The organism is Thalassobacillus devorans, assembly GCF_900176565.1.
Taxonomy (GTDB): domain Bacteria; phylum Bacillota; class Bacilli; order Bacillales; family Halobacillaceae; genus Thalassobacillus; species Thalassobacillus devorans_A.
In genome coordinates this window covers 1,101,377-1,118,570 of sequence record NZ_FXEH01000005.1, presented here as the reverse complement: position 1 = coordinate 1,118,570, position 17,194 = coordinate 1,101,377, and the positions used below count along the sequence as shown (strand labels likewise).

16 protein-coding genes are annotated in these 17,194 nt (G+C 45.1%); 10 read left to right on the top strand and 6 right to left on the bottom strand.

Annotated features, from left to right (window positions below):
• The first annotated feature begins 125 nt into the window (after nt 1-125).
• The 6 genes from B9Y67_RS10020 to B9Y67_RS09995 all read left to right on the top strand — a co-directional run bounded on the left by B9Y67_RS10020 (nt 126) and on the right by B9Y67_RS09995 (nt 7,585).
• Nucleotides 126-1,217, top strand: a complete 1,092-nt coding sequence (locus B9Y67_RS10020) for an NAD(P)/FAD-dependent oxidoreductase (RefSeq protein ID WP_085506557.1) — start codon at nt 126-128, stop codon at nt 1,215-1,217.
• A gap of 180 nt (nt 1,218-1,397) precedes the next feature.
• The gene (locus B9Y67_RS10015; RefSeq protein ID WP_085506556.1) at nt 1,398-2,903 is read left to right on the top strand and encodes a sensor domain-containing diguanylate cyclase; all 1,506 of its coding nucleotides are present in this window, start codon (nt 1,398-1,400) and stop codon (nt 2,901-2,903) included.
• Nucleotides 2,904-2,915: 12 nt separating this feature from the next.
• Nucleotides 2,916-3,413: a hypothetical protein gene (locus B9Y67_RS10010; protein WP_085506555.1), complete on the top strand. Its 498-nt coding sequence runs from the start codon at nt 2,916-2,918 to the stop codon at nt 3,411-3,413.
• 251 nt (nt 3,414-3,664) lie between these two features.
• Complete coding sequence (locus B9Y67_RS10005; protein ID WP_085506753.1) at nt 3,665-3,859, top strand: DUF378 domain-containing protein; 195 nt, start codon at nt 3,665-3,667, stop codon at nt 3,857-3,859.
• A 412-nt stretch (nt 3,860-4,271) separates the two neighbouring features.
• On the top strand, nt 4,272-6,194 hold the full coding sequence (locus B9Y67_RS10000; RefSeq protein ID WP_085506554.1) for an endonuclease MutS2: 1,923 nt from the start codon (nt 4,272-4,274) through the stop codon (nt 6,192-6,194).
• A 224-nt stretch (nt 6,195-6,418) separates the two neighbouring features.
• Nucleotides 6,419-7,585 carry a lactate 2-monooxygenase gene (locus B9Y67_RS09995; protein ID WP_085506553.1) on the top strand — a complete coding sequence of 389 codons (1,167 nt, stop codon included), beginning with the start codon at nt 6,419-6,421 and terminating at the stop codon, nt 7,583-7,585.
• Between the two features lie 221 nt (nt 7,586-7,806).
• Here B9Y67_RS09995 and B9Y67_RS09990 read toward each other — a convergent pair whose 3' ends face one another.
• The 5 genes from B9Y67_RS09990 to B9Y67_RS09970 form a co-directional block, all read right to left on the bottom strand.
• A complete protein-coding gene (locus B9Y67_RS09990) occupies nt 7,807-8,112 on the bottom strand; it encodes a MerR family transcriptional regulator (protein WP_085506552.1) in 306 nt (101 codons plus the stop codon).
• Nucleotides 8,113-8,339: 227 nt separating this feature from the next.
• Nucleotides 8,340-8,690 carry a DoxX family protein gene (locus tag B9Y67_RS09985; RefSeq protein ID WP_085506551.1) on the bottom strand — a complete coding sequence of 117 codons (351 nt, stop codon included), beginning with the start codon at nt 8,688-8,690 and terminating at the stop codon, nt 8,340-8,342.
• Nucleotides 8,691-8,750: 60 nt separating this feature from the next.
• Nucleotides 8,751-10,073, bottom strand: coding sequence for an APC family permease (locus B9Y67_RS09980; RefSeq protein WP_085506550.1), 1,323 nt, complete (start codon nt 10,071-10,073; stop codon nt 8,751-8,753).
• Between the two features lie 113 nt (nt 10,074-10,186).
• Nucleotides 10,187-11,308 (bottom strand): M14 family metallopeptidase, encoded by a 1,122-nt coding sequence (locus B9Y67_RS09975; protein ID WP_085506549.1) that lies wholly within the window; start codon nt 11,306-11,308, stop codon nt 10,187-10,189.
• 131 nt (nt 11,309-11,439) lie between these two features.
• Entirely contained in the window at nt 11,440-12,090 is a 651-nt protein-coding gene (locus B9Y67_RS09970) for a YdhK family protein (protein WP_085506548.1), read from the bottom strand.
• Between the two features lie 185 nt (nt 12,091-12,275).
• On the opposite strand from B9Y67_RS09970, the gene B9Y67_RS09965 reads away from it, so the two are divergent.
• From B9Y67_RS09965 to aceA, 4 genes are all read left to right on the top strand, one after another.
• Nucleotides 12,276-13,625, top strand: coding sequence for a dipeptidase (locus B9Y67_RS09965; protein WP_254901768.1), 1,350 nt, complete (start codon nt 12,276-12,278; stop codon nt 13,623-13,625).
• Nucleotides 13,626-13,675: 50 nt separating this feature from the next.
• Nucleotides 13,676-14,041, top strand: coding sequence for a YbaN family protein (locus tag B9Y67_RS09960; RefSeq protein WP_254901767.1), 366 nt, complete (start codon nt 13,676-13,678; stop codon nt 14,039-14,041).
• 302 nt (nt 14,042-14,343) lie between these two features.
• Nucleotides 14,344-14,466, top strand: coding sequence for a hypothetical protein (locus B9Y67_RS21010; protein WP_254901766.1), 123 nt, complete (start codon nt 14,344-14,346; stop codon nt 14,464-14,466).
• Nucleotides 14,467-14,612: 146 nt separating this feature from the next.
• Nucleotides 14,613-15,908, top strand: a complete 1,296-nt coding sequence (gene aceA / locus B9Y67_RS09955) for an isocitrate lyase (RefSeq protein ID WP_085506545.1) — start codon at nt 14,613-14,615, stop codon at nt 15,906-15,908.
• A gap of 93 nt (nt 15,909-16,001) precedes the next feature.
• Here aceA and eutH read toward each other — a convergent pair whose 3' ends face one another.
• Nucleotides 16,002-17,078: an ethanolamine utilization protein EutH gene (gene eutH / locus B9Y67_RS09950; protein ID WP_085506544.1), complete on the bottom strand. Its 1,077-nt coding sequence runs from the start codon at nt 17,076-17,078 to the stop codon at nt 16,002-16,004.
• Nucleotides 17,079-17,194 lie beyond the last annotated feature (116 nt).

The window sequence follows — 17,194 nt, the reverse complement described above, 5'->3', positions numbered from 1 at the left end:
TATCTAATAAATTTAATCATCTAAAAAAGTACAGCACCATTTTAATAAGCTCCTCGAAGAAGCTATTACCAATAAGCATAAATTTTCCCTCCATACAAACACTAGGAAAAAAGGAGGAAGCCCTGGTGAAAATAGCGATAATCGGAGCTGGTCTTGCTGGTCTTTCCTGTGCTTTGACGCTGGAAAAACATGGCCATACCGCGGATATCTTTGAGCAGCGAAAGGAAGTAGGGTTTGGCTATACCATCGCAGAATTGATGACTCCCATCCTTCACGCTCCTATCGATGATGCTGTTCAGTATTTTTCCGAAAAACATGATATCCATCTGAAACCTACCTACAATGTCCAAAAAATTTATGTCCATTCCGAAAATGAATCTGCTTATGTAGAAGGGAATATCGGCTTTATCAATATGCGGGGCAGGCATGAGGAAGCCTATGAAAAGCAATTAGCCGAGCAGCTGGTTCACAGTAAGATTCATACGGACAGCCATGTGACATATGATGACATAGCAAAAGAATATACGCATGTCGTGTTAGCGACAGGCGACCCACAGGACACCCAGCAAATCCAGCCGTATGAAATAGCGCTCAAGTCCTGTTTTGCAGGTGCAATCGTTCAAGGGGATTTTGTTCGTAATGAGGTACATACCTGGTTCAATAACCATTTTGCGCCAAAAGGTATGGGCTACTTGCTCCCTCACTCGAAAACGGAAGCGACGCTGGTGATCGTCTATCCTCAATATGAACAGGAATGGGTAGAAGACCGGAGTGAATTTTGGGAGACGTTTGTTTCGCAAGCCTCACGGACATTGAACCAGGAAATAACAATTAAAGAAGAATTCACGATAACAGATTACATGGTTGGAAGGTGTAAGTATCCGCGTATCGGCAACACCTTCTTTGCAGGCAACTGTTTCGGAGGAATCACGCCATTCTTAGGGTTTGGCCAGACGGGATCTATCCTGAGTGGTATCTATGCGGCACAGGATATTTGCGGACTGGGTGATTATGAAACACTTTGTAAACCGCTATACAAGGATTATGATGATTCCCTCGTGTTAAGACGTGCGATTGAAAGCCTGAGCAATCATCAATTGGATTTAGTGACCAAGTCCCTTCACAATTCAATGGTGAAGAAGGTGGTCACCCAGCCGAATATGAGTGTGCTGAAAGGACTCAGCCACTTATTAAAACCGTTTGTCTCGACTAAATAAAATTCAAAAAAACAGCTGACACTTCCTTATGATAGATAGGATCTTAGGGAGCTTGTCGGCTTTTTTATTGATTTGTTATTGTTGAAAAATCCTAGAGCCATTTCATGTTAAATCCTTCATGATTTGTGGTAAAATATTATTAGGTAATTATAACTATAAGTTAAATTTGGAGCTGAGGATATGATCATTCAAGGGTGGCCGTTGTATCTGTTTGCTTTGCTCATTGCAATTCTAGCTAACTTTATCCGGTTTAAAGGGGGCACCTTCTTCAATAAATCCATCCTTGTGGTGGCAGCCTTTGCTTTGTTAAGTCTCCAGCTGTTGTCAGCCGATATCATTTATTTCCGGCAGCTGGCCTTTCTTTTGATTGCGGTAGCTACACTTGCTTTTCGGATACCAGGCGGGTTGTTAAGTGCCGTGATTGCCTGGGGTGTTCTGCTGGGGTACGGTGATCGGGAGTGGAATGTTCTGTTCCATTATCTCCTGTTTGCAGCTGTTATTCATGCCACAGGTTATTTGATTAGAAAAGTGAGGAGCGAACGCCGTCAGATGCTGTCCATGCTTGTTGACAATGCCAAACAGCTGAACGTGTTCAAGGAGGTCAGTTTCGCGATGCAGCAGACCTTCCAGATGGAAAAGCTGTTGCAGACCATTTTGACTTCAGTAACAGCCGGACATGGCCTTGGCTTCAACCGGGCGATGATTCTTTTGAATGATGAGGAGGAAACAAAGCTTACCGGTGTGATGGGAACCGGACCGATGACTGCGGAAGAAGGATATACCGCCTGGGAAGAGATTGCCAGGAACCGGTATGAACTGAAAGACCTGATTGCCATTAAAACAGAAGAAACGAATACCGACCGCTCTCTGAATGAACGGGTCAAAAAGCTGGAAATACCATTGGACCAGCCAAACTTTCTGACGAAAGCGCTGGCCTCCGGGAAACCATTACATATTGAAAATCCAACGGAAAAAGGTGCCCCTCTGCGCTCATTTGCAGAGCAATTTCACATGAAGGAACTGGTCGTATTTCCCTTGATAAATCAAGGTGTGAAGGTTGGTGTCCTGATTATTGATAATCCGGTAAACAAACGAGCAATCACCGCAGGAGAGATAGATGCCGTCCTTCCACTTGCCAACCAGGCTGCGATTGCCATCCATCATTCCCGGCTGTACAACAAAATCGATGTCATGGCACACACAGATGGGCTGACAGGGCTGCTTAATCAGCGTGCTTTTCAGTCAGCTTTGACGGAACATTTTCCCGACGATAGGGAGGGGTATCTCTCTTTGATCCTCCTCGATATTGATTTCTTTAAGCATTTCAATGATACAAACGGACACTTGCTGGGGAATGATGTGCTTATTCAGCTGGCACAAGTGATTCGTTCTTCGATCCGGAAGAGTGACAAGGCTTTTCGCTTCGGAGGCGAGGAGTTTGTCGTGCTGCTCCCGAATACAACGAAAGAAGAAGCGGAACTTATTGCTGAACGTATCCGCAGCAGCGTAGAAAACACAATTTTTCCTTGCGGGGAAAAGCAGCCCGGCGGCTGTTTGACGGTCAGTCTCGGAGTCGCAGCTATGAACGGAGAGCCATCTAATCAGCCAACGTGTCTGGTCGACGCCGCCGATCAGGCATTGTACCAGGCGAAAGCTTCCGGGAAAAATAAGGTCTTCTTAGCATAGGGGGAAATGAATATGATACAAATCGAGGTTCTGATAACAGCCGTCCTGTTTCTCTCGGTTATTCTGTTTAGCAGCCGTCACTTTTACTACAGCGAGTTGAAACAGTTTGCCAAACGAATCGAAACCAGACATGGGATCAATTTGGCAGGTTTGAATTTTTCGTTTGAACAGATGGTCTATTTTATATCGCTTCCGAGCAATATCCCCCTGCTGAAAAAAGCGGGGCAAGAAGACGTGGTTATACGATTTGATTATGGTTCTCTGCTGTGTCCAAGGGTCTCCGGAATAGAAGTCGTAGTCGAGACAGGAAATGAACATATGAGCTTAGCGTACCTTCCTATCAAAGATTTCCGGCTCCCTACGTTAGATAAGATGTTTGAAGAGGGGAAAATCGATGAGAAGGCCTACCTGAAACTGAGTGCAGCCAAGCTGATGGAAGCAGAAACGATAAAAGAAATTAAAGAAGAAGTATATCAGCAAATCCGCAGAAACAGAGAGCCGTCTGTATAAGTAACATACAGGCAATACACTTCCTCTTCGGATGGCGATGGACGTTGCCAGCGATTTTGGGACAAACAGCCCCCGACCTACAAAGTATTGGTCGGGGGCTTTTTTGGCTGAAATACTTTTATCCCAGGCTCTTTTTTAAGATTAGGAAATTTTTCTATTGTTTTAGGTGATAAAAGGTTTTACAAACTCATAAAATAGTTATACAATAACTATACAAAGATTAAACAAAAATGGAAGGGTGGTAGATGAAAATGAAAGGTTTAGACATGATTGCACTTATTCTTATTATTGTAGGCGGCTTGAACTGGCTATTATTCGGCTTATTCCAGTGGGATCTGGTTGGTGGAATTTTCGGAGGAATGGACAGTCCGGTTGCACGAATTGTCTACATCCTGGTTGGTATCGCAGCTATATATTCTCTAACGCTTTTGAAAAAGGTCAAGTAAAAGTTAGAAACGAGCCTGCCCCCACGTTACAGCAGAGGGGGCAGGCATTTTTGATCAACTATTGACATTAAGGAAAGAGTGGCATATCTTAAATCTATACCATTCTGCAAATATGGTATGAAAAAAGGAGATATTTTTATGAGTGTGGCTGTTCTTAACTAATACGAATCGTATAATCCCTGATTATTTTCAAAATCGCCTTCTTAAAGGTGTTATTTGTGCTGGATTGATCAGGGGTAGTTAAGAACAGGCATACCCAAAGGTTTTAGAAAGAGCTGTGACGGGCCTGTCGTAGCTCTTTCTTTATATCTGCATGCAGAATGGTAAGTGTGAAAGCCATCGCGGGGGAAGTACAGCCTGCGATGGCTTTTTGTATTTTTAACTAATTAAATAATTAAGGAGCTTATGGAAAGTGAATAAAAAAGCGATGAATGATTTAGGGTTTAATCAAATTATCGAAGAGATTGCTTCTTACGCACTGACACACAAAGGAAAGCAGACGATACGTGAATTAACACCTATGGTAGATAAAAGACACATTGAACGTTCTTTCCAGGAAATTGGTGAGGCTATCGCAATATTGCGTCTTAATTCCAGTGTCCCAATTCATTCTTTGGATTCTGTTATCCGTTCCCTGGAAGAAGGAGAGAAAGGACGTTACCTTCCAGTCGGTTCCCTTCAAGGGATTATTGAGTTTTTGGATCATTGTCGCAAGCTGAAGCGGTTTATGAATGATAAAGGATATGTTGCCCCGACGATTTCCGTCTACGTTGATTCCATGTCAGACTTAACCTTTCTGGAGGAGGAATTACGAAGGTGCTTGAAAAATGGAAGAATCGATGACTATGCATCCAAAACGCTATTAAAACTCAGGCGTGATTTACAGACAGAACAGACAAAGCTGAAAAATCGTGCACAAGAAGTGTTGAAAAAACAATCTTCTTTGTTGCAAGAATATATAATTATAGAGAAAAATGGTCGACTTACTCTTCCGGTCAAGCGTGAATATCGCCAGAAAGTAAAGGGTTCCGTAATTGATACCTCCTCTTCAGGCGCAACCGTATTCATAGAACCAAAGGAACTGACAGAGCGGCAAGACATGATTGAATATATGAAACTGTCTGAGCAGCATGAAGTTGAACAAATATTGTACTACCTGACGGGGGCTGTCCTCGAATACAAGCAGGAAATCCTTATAGCAATTGATGTCATGCATCAGTATGACGTCATTTTCGCAAAGGCTAAATACGCTGTTCATATAGAGGCTGATATGCCAGGGCTAAATAGGGATGATCAGATCTCCCTGATTGAGGCCCGTCATCTCCAATTAGGGAAGGAAGCTGTACCATTGACCATCGAAATGAAACCGGAGGAGCAAGCGTTGATAATTACAGGTCCTAATACTGGTGGGAAAACTGTGACCCTTAAAACGACTGGTCTATTAACGATGATGGCCCAGGCAGGCTTATGGATTCCAGCCAGTCCAGAATCCCAGGTGATGATATTTGATGATATTTTTTGCGACATTGGCGACGGACAAAGCATTGAGGCCAATTTAAGTACTTTTAGTTCAAGGCTTGTCAATATCGTTGACATCTTACAACATGCTCGACCGGGAACCTTGGCATTAATTGATGAAATTGGTTCAGGCACAGAGCCCAATGAAGGGATGGGTCTTGCTCAGGCTATTTTGGAGCAGTTGGTGGCCAAGAAAGCGAAATTAATGGTTACGACCCATTTTACGGAGATGAAAGAGCTCGCTCATCAGCGTAATGATTTTATTAATGGCTCCATGTCCTTTGATTTGGAGACATTACAACCGACCTATCGATTGGTGATTGGGGAATCGGGGGATAGTCAGGCATTTCAAATTGCATTAAAGTTGGGTCTTCACCCTTCCATCATCCAGCGTGCCCATGAAGTTACCTATCACGAAACAAAGGAGTATACGATAGATCAAGAAGTGCTCAATTCTAATGAAATGAAACAACAGATAAACGTGGCACGTTACAAGAAAAAGAACGCTGCTCCTAAGCGAGAGGTAACATTCTCCCGTTTTAATATGGGTGATAATGTGAAGATTAAAGCAACAGGGGAAACAGCCATTGTTTATAAAGGTCCAGATGAAAGTGGAAATTACATCGTACAGCAGCAGGATAAAAAGCTGAAAATGAACTATAAACGACTGGAGCTGTACATTAAAGCTCAGGATCTATATCCCCCTGATTACGATTTTGATATCATCTTTCAATCTAAGGAATACCGCAAAGTTACCAAGGAGCTTGATCGTAAACATGTGGAAGGTCTGACAATTGAGACCGACGATGATTTCTAAACGAAATGTTATTAATTTAAGAGTTGGAATGACTACTGACCCTTTCTGATGATGGAAAGGGTTTTTTTACCAGTGAGGAGATCCTTTCACTGAAGTTTTCTTTATGCAGGAATATGTAAGCTGGTTTATACGTAGTTGCCATTTTTTCACATCATCGGTATGCTAAAAATAGACAGAATAATCAGACATAAGTGTGAACCGTAATTTAAAAAAGGAGTGTATGCATGCAGAACTTTGGAAATCAAGTACAGTTTCGTTTATATCAGACGATGCAGCAGCCTGACCCCAATCGTCTTCCGGTTGTTTGCGAGGAATGGGAAGAAAAGGCAAGAGAAGCACTGGAAGATGGTCCTTATGATTATGTAGCAGCCGGCGCTGGTGCGGGTAAAACCATGCAGGCCAACCTTAACGCCTTTGATCGTTGGGAGCTTGTACCGAGGATGCTCCGAAATGTAGAGAAGCGTGATTTACATGTCCGTCTGTTTGGTGATACATACCCGTTTCCAGTCCTTCATGCACCAATCGGGGTGCAGTCGATCATTCATGAAGAAGGTGATCTGGGTTCGGCAAGAGCGTGTGCGGAGCTTGGTGTTCCTTTCATTGCAAGTAGTGCTTCGACGACGCCTATGGAGAAAATTGCGGAAGAGATGGGGGATTCCCCTCGTTGGTTTCAATTATACTGGAGTAATGATCCGGACATCGCTGCCAGCTTTTTGAAACGAGCCGAAGCTTCCGGATACACGGCCATCGTTGTGACACTGGATACGCCTATGATGGCCTGGCGGGAAAAGGATTTGAAAAATGTATACCTGCCGTTTTTATTAGGAGAAGGTGTCGGAAATTATTTTACGGATCCGGCATTTTGTTCCAAGCTGGAGAAACATCCAAAGGAAGACCCGGAAGCCGCCATCATGCTCTGGACACAGGTGTTCGGCAACGCTGGTTTAACGTGGGAGGATATTGCCTTTTTGAAGGCGAATACGAACCTGCCCATTATTCTAAAGGGAATTCTGCACCCGGATGATGCGAAACGGGCAGTAGAATATGGAGCGGATGGCGTCATTGTATCCAACCATGGCGGACGCCAGGTAGACGGAGCAATAGGAGCGCTTGATGCATTGCCTGGAGTCTGCGGAGTTATCCAGGATAAGATTCCCGTCCTGATGGACAGTGGCATCAGGCGAGGTTCTGATATTATCAAAGCGATGGCCTTAGGAGCAAAAGCCGTTCTTGTAGGAAGGCCGTGTATGTATGGCCTGGCAGCAGCGGGACAGCAAGGTGTAAAAGAAGTGCTGCAAAATATGATTGCAGATTTGGACATCACCCTGGCTTTGACAGGGGAGAGTTCAGTACGGGAAATGGACTCGTCCATCCTCAAAAAAGCAGACTAACCGAAGGCTGATACAAAATGGCAGGACTGTTTTGTGTCAGCCTTCTTCTTAATGTCTAGGAAATTATAAAACTTTTTTGTCAACTTTACGTGGTGGGTTACATCCAGCTCCAGCGCCTACCCCCTCGAGGTCTTAAGTCAATCCTCTCTGTGACAAAGACCGTCACGCCGAGTCTTGTCTTAAGCTTGTCGGGGGTGAGCAAGGCGCTTGCGCTTTTGTAATTATTTACGCATGTTAAAGTGCGCATTCAACTGGCCGCGGAGCATTTCTTCGCGTACCTGGCGTTTTTTCTCTTCTTTTTTCATATCCTGTCTGATTTCATATGTCTGTACGCCTTCCTCGCGCTTGTTGGCAATATCCATCAGCAGTTCTACGTCGTGGAAGGAATATTTTCGGGTCCCTTTTTTGCTGCGATCCGGGAAGACCAGCCCGCGTTCTTCGTAATAGCGGATTTGCCGTTCCGATAAACCGGTAAGCTCATGGACAACACCGATTGTTATTACTTTTTTATCTTTATAAGAAGTCAAAGCGAATGACACCCCCAAACCGTGATCATTTCTGTTCTATTTCATGTAAGGAAAGTTTACATATTCTATTATATGAGGGGTTTATAGGGTTTGTGTATGCTGATATACCTTTTAATATGTTGATTGTAGAGGATAATAGTAATTATATCATCATTGTTGTAAGAAAATCTTACAAACTTTAATTTACTGCATAAAAAAAGTCCCTGGAGAGGGACTTAAGGTTGTTCTTATGGATGATTGCGGTAAAGGATAATCAGTAAACCTAACAGGAGAACATCCAGCCTGGCGCTGAACAAAGCATGTACAAACCCGCCATGCAAAGCGGGGATTTTTGTCAATATAATGGCGGCAGTAATAATGAACATTAAAACCATCGTCGCGTATTTAATATATCTGCCCATAATCAATAGAATGCCAGCAACTAATTCAGCCGTAGCAACCGCGTACATCAATTGGACCGGGCTTGGTAGTCCCAGGTTTATAAACACACTCCCCATCTCTGAGTTTAGCAGCTTCATCAATGCGGACGTCAGGAATACAAAAGCAACTAAATAGCGGATCAGTTTCATTGTCGTCATCGCCTGTCCCCCTTTGTAAGAGACTATGCAAACGGGGGACAGACAATGACAGACATTTGTTTAATGGTCGTGGCCAGAATCCTCTTCCTCGGGAGCGGCATTGTTAAGGAACCATCTTTCCCCAATAAAGATTAGTATGATAAACACAACAGAAACGGCAACAACCAGCAGGTCTGTTGTCAATTTCACCCACAAAAAGGCGCCTAACACAATTGCATCAAGCATTAGCGCGGTTAAAACCACCCCTGTGCTGGCATTCACTTTTTCTCGTAAATGCTTGTACACACCCCAGTGAACAATCATATCCATAACGAGATAAAGGATAGCTCCCATCGATGCGATCCTGCTTAGGTCGAAAAATATCGTCAGTACCATCGCAAAGACTATCGTATAGACAAGCGTGTGTTTCTGAATTCTTCCAGGCATCCCGAAATGCTTATGCGGGATAAGCTTCATATCTGTCAACATCGCCAACATCCGGGAAACGGCAAATACGCTCGCTATGATACCGGAAATGGTAGCGATAATGGCGATAATAACTGTAAACCATAACCCGAGACTGCCGAAAGCAGGTCGTGCTGCTTCAGCCAGAGCGTAATCTTTCGCTTCAATGATCCGGTCGAGTGGAAGGTTGCTCGACACCGCCCAGGCTAATAACAAGTAAATAACCAGACTGATTAGTATCGAAATGATAATCGCCCGGCCAATGTTTTTCTTCGGATTGACGATTTCCGATCCACTATTGGTAATCGTCGTAAACCCTTTGAACGACAGAATAGTCAATGCGACTGAAGCGATGATGGTGGCGATGGTCGTCTGCGGGGTCTCCCCTCCACCCTCAGCGGGGGAGAAGGAAAAACCGGCAACCCATAAACCGCCAATCGCAAAAATCGCAAGCCCTACAATTTTTAGTAGAGACACGATCGAAGTAAACGTCTGAATGAATTCATTCCCTGATATATTGACCAGGAAAGCAAACGTCAGTAACCCAACACCCAACAACGGGACGAGAAAACTTGACGCGTCGATGCCGAATAATTGCAGCGTATAAGTCCCGAACGTCCTTGCCACCAGGCTTTGGTTGATCACCATGGAAAAAGCCATCAGCAAAGCAGCGGCAGCTGTCAACGTTCCTTTCCCGTACGCTTTTACTAAAAACATGCCAATACCGCCGGCCGATGGAAATTCCGTGCTCATTTTCACATAAGAATAAGCGCTGAAACCTGTAACGATGCCCCCTATGATAAAAATAAGGGGAAACCAGGAACCGGAAAGTTCGGCCACCTGACCGAGCAGTGCAAAAATCCCGGCACTGATCATGACACCTGTGCCGAGGCCTACCGTACCAATCAAGGATAAGCTGTTCTTTCTATAATCAGACATGGATAACACCTCCGAATGTTACTTTTAGGATTCGCCTGTTTAAGATGCTTACCCGGAAAATATGCAGATTTTATGCACACACAAAAAAACAGAGCTGGCGCCAGCTCTGTCTGTTAGATAATCTCTTCCTTTTTCAAAACTGCTTCGATGCCAAAACGCCCTTCTTTCAAAACAGCTTCCCGCCACTCTTGCTCTTGTGGATAGAACATCGCTTTGAACTCATCAAGAATCCACTGCCGGTCTTCTTCTTTTTCGGCACCTTCCCAGTATAGCCGATTTTCGAGAACGATCGTCGTAAACTCCCGTAACTCTGCTTTTTTCCCTTCGCCGAAGGTGCCGAATTCGAATAAGGCGGAAAAAAGTTCGGTGTCTGGATATTCTTCCTTTCTGAGTTTATGAAAATGGTTGGTGGAATCTCCTTTTACTTTTTTCGGTGTGAACTTCTGGATATTTTTAATTCCATAAAAGGATTTCAGTTCATCTTCATCGCGTTCTTCGAGTTCTGAAGCGACCATCGTAATTTCATTGGTTGGGCCGAGTGCGGTATGCCAGTCCATGTGAATGACTTTTGAGTAATCCGACAATAACCTGTGCTGCATCTTTTTCAGGAACGCAGCCGATTCTTCTTCTTTATTTCCGCCGTAATAGACGCCTTTTTCGAATTCGAACTGCCCCATGCCTTTCGCTTCTTTGATGGCGCTGTAGCCTTCCTTGGCTAATGCTTTCGTCAGCTGGGCGTGCAGCTCATTTTTATCTTTTGTCAGGTCGGTGATTGTTCCGTTCGGTAAAAAGAGTTCACTTTCTTTTTCATAATATTTGTTGACGTCTTCAGGGACAGAATCCTCATCATAGAGCTGGTTGCGGTTCAAGTCAACGTTGTTTTCGTTGACGCGGCGGAAGTTCCGCATTCCCCATGGGTTGAGCCCATGAATCAGACAGATACCCGTCGTGTCCGGGTCCATTTGATCCAAATACTCATCTACGAATAAGTGAATGACCGCTGCCCCGGCATATCCCTCGATTCCGTGCTCACCGGAAGTGAAAAAAAGGACCTGGTCCTTGGATTTGCGGGCATTCGCATAGATCATATCGATGGTATTATCTTCTCCGGCGCTGATGGTTTCACTAATCAGTTCAGCCTCCGGCCACTTTTCTTTGATTTTATCGAGATGGCTGCGAAATGCAGCGCGTGATTCTTCATAGCTTTTCGGAAAATAGTGTAAAGGTTCGCTCATACGCTTTCCATCCTTTCTGGCGTTTTTCTTTATTCATTCCACATTTGAGGGATATCAAACTACGTGTCTATCAAGGATGAAAACACGCTCAGATTATATCCGAGCGTGTTGTATAGTAATGCTGCTTCCTTTTATTCTTCAGCAGCACTCAATTCATCTTCGGTGACCCATTTATGGTCGGTCACTTCCTGATCACCATGGACAGTGGTGAAGTCGAGCATGTAGACAGTTGTTTCTTCAGCTGTATCAATAGTAGCCTTGGCGCCATTCATGCCTTCCATATGATCAGCATTCAATGTAACCTCCGTTCCTTCTTCTAGTGGAGCTTCACCTGGATCTTCCAATTCCTCATGGATGATCCATTTATGATTCGTTACCGGGTCGCCGCCATCCGTGGGAGTGAAAGATACGGCATAAGCCGTCGTGGTAAAAGCTCCCGTTACCGTTGCTTCAGCTCCTTTCATCATCGTTTCTCCGCCTTCTGAATGTTCTGCTTCGATGATGACGGTATCTCCTTCATTAAAGGCAGGGTCTTCTGCAATTTTCAGCTCTTCCGGAACATCTCCATCACTGGACATATGGTTTCCGCCATGACCTCCCTGCGTTGAATTATCGTCATCTTCTGGTTGGCCATTCTCCTTAGAAGAATCGCCTTCCGTCTGTTCTTCCTGAGTCGTTTCTTCATTAGTGGAATCATTATTATTGGATTCGTCTCCTCCACAAGCTGCCAGCAGCAGAAGAAGAGATAGAAACAACATCGCTAAGCCAGTATACTTTTTCATCCTTTTTGCCCTCCTTTTGATCTTTCATCCTCGTGACATTCCCTTATTTTCAGAAAAAATGCTGATTTTATTTTAATTCCAACCATTTTCCCATCGGGAATAGGCCATCTTTAGGGGGGAAAAGTGGAAGGGCACATCTAGCATTGCTTATAATGGGATTAATAAGAACACAAGGAGGTTATACAGTGAAGGAGAAGGTACAGTTACATAAAGAAACATTTTTGCATGAACTGGAAGAGTTTTTAAAAATTCCGAGTATCTCCGCGGTTGAAGCCCATAAGGACGATGTGAAAAAAGGGGCTGAATGGGTCGCAGGTGCACTTAAAAACATTGGCATGGAGCATGTCGAAATCATTGAAACAGACGGGCATCCGATCGTTTATGGCGACTGGCTCCATGCAGAGGGGCGTCCGACGGTTCTCATCTACGGCCACTATGATGTCCAGCCACCGGAACCATTAGAATTATGGGAAACACCGCCGTTCGAGCCGGTGATCCGTGATGGCAAAATTTTTGCACGCGGGGCGACTGATGATAAAGGCCAGCTGTTCCTGCACATCAAAGCGTTGGAACTATTGAAAAAAGAGCATGGCATCTTCCCGGTGAATGTGAAATTCTGTATTGAAGGGGAGGAGGAGATCGCGAGCCCGAACCTCGGTCCATTCATTGACGCAAATGTGGATAAGCTTGCTGCTGATGCTGTACTCGTTTCGGATACATCCTTTATTGAAAAAGGTCAGCCTGCGATTTGTACTTCCCTGCGCGGTGCGCTTGCTATGGAAGTCGAGGTGAAGACCGCCAATTCTGATCTTCACTCCGGTGCTTACGGAGGAGCGGTTCCTAATGCTGTACATGCGCTGGTACGCCTGCTTGATTCCCTCCATGAAGCAGATGGGAAAATTTCGGTCGAAGGCTTTTATGAAGGGGTGCCGGAACCGACAGAGCAACTGCGGAAAGAAGTAGCGGAAATTCCTTTTGACGAAGAAGAGATGAAGCAGGAATTGGGCCTTGATGCATTATTCGGCGAGTCCGGATTCACCTTCCATGAACAAACCGGCATTCGCCCGACGCTGGAGATCAACGGGGTGACCGGGGGTTATCAAGGGGAAGGTATCAAAACGATTATTCCTAAAGAAGCGAGTGCCAAAATCAGCTGCCGGCTGGTGGGTGACCAGGATCCGCAACGCGTATACGAATTAATTGAAGAGCACCTGGAGGAACACAAACCCGCTGGTGCCAAAGTATCGACAAAGCAGTTCATCCAGGCGAAGCCTGTAGCACTTGATTCCCGGAATCCGATGATTCAGAAAGCCGCTGATGCATACGAAAAAGTTTACGGCGTCCGTCCGCTCTTCCCGAAAGAAGGCGGCTCGATTCCGATTGTTGAAGTTTTTGCGCGGGTACTGGATGCGCCGGTTGTACTGATGGGGTTCGGTCTCCCCACGGAAAATCTTCACGCGCCGAATGAACATTTCCACCTCGACAATTTTGAAAAAGGAATCGAGACGATCTGCGAATACCTGCAATCTTTCTAACCACTGTATTAATACAGAATCTTTTCTAAAGGCGTGTCGTAGCCATGCATATGATTTTACGTATCACTCTTATCGTTTCCGGATTTATTACCCTGTTCCTTGGCATTCTCGGCATCGTACTGCCGCTGTTGCCAACGACACCATTTTTATTGTTGTCGGCCGCCTGTTTTGTCCGGAGCTCCGACCGGCTGTATCACTGGCTGATCACCAACAAATGGTTCGGCAAATATATCCGTGATTTCCGTGAAAAACGAGGCATCCCGCTGAAAGCAAAAGTTATCGGGGTGACTGTTTTGTGGGTATCGATGCTTTCTTCTGCCTTCTTTTTCGTCGATCTCTGGGTGATCCGGGTGTTGATGATTCTGATTGGAGCCTTTTTCACCTATGTGATGCTGTCATTCAAAACATTGAGATAACAAACGTAAACGTTGCTGTTTACGTTTGTTTTTTTGTATTTCCGCCTTATCTCCGCTATCTTCTCCCCTGTCTCAAAAATGTTCCGCCCTGTCTCAATAAACTTCTTCCCTAACGGAAACATGTTCTTACTTAACGCCACTCCGTAGTCTTTTTCTATGATAAAAAACACCTAAATAATAGACTAAAGCACTAATTCATAAAAAATTCTGAAAAAGTGGTTGCATTTTCCGGCCAAACTATATAGACTGTATCATAACAGTTAAACAAAAAATTTTACTGTATTATAAAAGGAGGAATTAACATGAAAAAACAGATCGAACGAAACAGCGGACATCATTGCCCGGAGTGCGGTACACCAGTAGGAGATCACAGCGCGATTTACTTTATGGAATGTGAACATTGCCTGGCGAAAAGTGAAGAGTAAATTTTTTTAACCATACTGTTATATAATAATTATAAACTTCGGTCTATGTGTTATAACAAATAGGGGCAGGCACCAGGCCTGTCCCGTCCATAAATCCATGAGCAACATCTTTATATATAACCATTTCTAAGGAGGAGTCAGATTTTATGAAACAAGAAAGAATCGAAAACCTGAAAGAACAATGGAAACAGGAACGCTGGGAAGGGATTACACGTCCATATGAGCCGGAAGATGTCATTCGTCTCCGCGGATCGATGGACATTGAATATACTTTAGCGAAAAAGGGTTCAGAAAAATTGTGGAAGATGCTGAATGAAGAAGGTTACGTACATGCGCTTGGAGCTCTTACTGGTAACCAGGCGATGCAACAGGTGAAAGCAGGACTGAAAGCTATATACTTAAGCGGGTGGCAGGTTGCGGCAGATGCCAACTTGTCCGGTCATATGTATCCTGACCAAAGCCTGTACCCGGCAAACAGCGTGCCACAGGTGGTCAAGCGGATTAACCAGGCATTGCAGCGTGCTGATCAGATTCACCATATGGAAGGTAAGGACGATATCGACTGGTTCGCGCCGATCGTTGCCGATGCCGAAGCAGGATTCGGCGGCCAGTTGAATGTATTTGAATTGATGAAAGGAATGATTGAAGCAGGAGCCTCTGCGGTACACTTCGAGGACCAATTATCTTCCGAGAAAAAATGCGGGCACTTGGGCGGAAAAGTATTGCTGCCGACACAGAATGCAGTACGCAACTTGATATCAGCCAGATTTGCAGCGGATACAATGGGTGTTCCAACCATAATTATCGCCCGGACCGACGCCAATGCGGCAGATATGATCACGAGCGACCTGGACCCGTATGATGCTGAATTCATGACTGGCGAACGGACAGCAGAAGGATTCTTCCGTACAAAACCAGGCATTGAACAGGCGATTTCCCGCGGTCTGGCTTATGCACCGTATGCCGACCTGATCTGGTGTGAAACTTCAGAACCGAACCTGGAAGAAGCACAGCAGTTTGCCGATGCCATCCATGAGCAATTCCCTGGTAAACTTTTGGCGTACAATTGCTCGCCATCATTCAACTGGCAAAAGAAACTGGACGACGAGACGATCGCCAACTTCCAGAAGGAGCTTGGCAAAATGGGCTATAAGTTCCAGTTCGTGACACTGGCAGGTTTCCATTCCTTGAACCATGGCATGTTCGAATTGGCTCGCCAATACAAAGACCGCGGCATGGAAGCTTATTCCGAGCTGCAGCAGGCTGAATTCGCCAGCGAAGAACATGGCTACACCGCTACCCGCCACCAGCGCGAAGTCGGAACTGGATACTTTGATGAAGTTGCCCAGGTCATTTCTGGCGGAACATCTTCAACGACGGCATTGAAAGGTTCGACGGAAGCGGATCAATTTAACGAACGAGAACTGTCTCCTCAAAAATAATCAGCAAAAGGGTGCCGGCAATCGGCACCTTTTTTAATGGGCAACTTTTGGTTGTAATGGTACGATCTTGCCTGCTAATCGTACGCCTGTCGTTCAAACCGTCTTTTTCAATGCGAAAACAGCAAGCGCAACTGCGCTAAAGCCGCTGGCAAGTTTACCGACAATCATGGCAAACACCATCTCCTGGTTGACCCCCGCGACAAAACCTAAATGGCCACCGAACACAAACGCTCCGCTTACTGCAAACGCGACATTGATGACTTTTCCTCGAGGTTCCATCTCCTTTAAAAGCGCCAGCATCGGGATACTGTGTGCGAGTGATGCAATCAGCCCGGTTGTCGAAGTTTCACTGATCTGCAGTCTTCCGCCGATTTTTGCTAAGTATTTATCAAAGGCACGGGAGATGAACGCAACCATTGGAAAAGCACCGGCAAGGAAAATGGCGAGTCTGCCAACGATTTGAATCCCTTCATCGAGGGGCGTCATGTTGGGGATGACGACAATGCCGGTCAGGGTTTCTACTGCGATTGCGGTGAGTCCGATAATCGCTAATGCTTCTACTCCTTTACCGAATATCGAAAACCCGGAGATCATCATCGAAGGTTTTTTCCATAATCCGATGGCAATCACAGTCGAAAAAATAATCGTAGGTATCAGGTTAATGAGAATAATAGTCAGCTCCAGCCCTGCCACCATCGCACCTGTAAACGCGCCGACAGGGACAGTGATCAGTCCGAGAAGAATACCTCTGGCGAAGTAGGGGTGATCCTGTTTTTCAATGATTCCGAGTGCAACAGGTATGGTGAACACGATCGTCGGGCCCATCATCGTTCCAAGGAAAACCCAGGCGAACAGCTCGGCATCCGGGTGCTGAGACATTTCGGTCGCCAGCGAGTAGCCGCCCATATCGATGGCGAGAATCGTGTTTGCGAAAGTGGCTGGATCGGCACCGATCACTCCGTATACCGGAGAGATGACAGGGGTCAGGAATTTGGCTATCACAGGTGCCAGGGAAATGATTCCGACCATCGCGAGCGTCAGAGACCCCATCGCCATGAACCCTTCCGTGAAACGATCGCCGAACCCGAACCGGTTGCCGAGTATTTTATCGGTGGCTCCAATACAAAGAAATCCTATTACAATTAGTATGATGATATCGTTGATTCCCATAGCCCATCTGCCCTTTCGTTCAAGTTAATTTCTATCATAGTAGAGTAGTAGGCAGAATAGAAGCTAAATATGAAAGAATTTTACTTGCCGGTATCCGGACTTATGCTGGAGATAAT

Coding starts and splice junctions, on each gene's coding strand:
- B9Y67_RS09985 (WP_085506551.1), bottom strand. CDS start 8,690: ATGACGACAATGAAACTGATCCGCTATTTAGTTGCTTTTGTATTCCTG.
- B9Y67_RS09975 (WP_085506549.1), bottom strand. CDS start 11,308: ATGAGCGAACCTTTACACTATTTTCCGAAAAGCTATGAAGAATCACGC.
- B9Y67_RS10010 (WP_085506555.1), top strand. CDS start 2,916: ATGATACAAATCGAGGTTCTGATAACAGCCGTCCTGTTTCTCTCGGTT.
- B9Y67_RS21010 (WP_254901766.1), top strand. CDS start 14,344: ATGAAAAAACAGATCGAACGAAACAGCGGACATCATTGCCCGGAGTGC.
- B9Y67_RS10015 (WP_085506556.1), top strand. CDS start 1,398: ATGATCATTCAAGGGTGGCCGTTGTATCTGTTTGCTTTGCTCATTGCA.
- B9Y67_RS09960 (WP_254901767.1), top strand. CDS start 13,676: ATGATTTTACGTATCACTCTTATCGTTTCCGGATTTATTACCCTGTTC.
- eutH (WP_085506544.1), bottom strand. CDS start 17,078: ATGGGAATCAACGATATCATCATACTAATTGTAATAGGATTTCTTTGT.
- B9Y67_RS10005 (WP_085506753.1), top strand. CDS start 3,665: ATGAAAGGTTTAGACATGATTGCACTTATTCTTATTATTGTAGGCGGC.
- B9Y67_RS09980 (WP_085506550.1), bottom strand. CDS start 10,073: ATGTCTGATTATAGAAAGAACAGCTTATCCTTGATTGGTACGGTAGGC.
- B9Y67_RS09995 (WP_085506553.1), top strand. CDS start 6,419: ATGCAGAACTTTGGAAATCAAGTACAGTTTCGTTTATATCAGACGATG.
- aceA (WP_085506545.1), top strand. CDS start 14,613: ATGAAACAAGAAAGAATCGAAAACCTGAAAGAACAATGGAAACAGGAA.
- B9Y67_RS09970 (WP_085506548.1), bottom strand. CDS start 12,090: ATGAAAAAGTATACTGGCTTAGCGATGTTGTTTCTATCTCTTCTTCTG.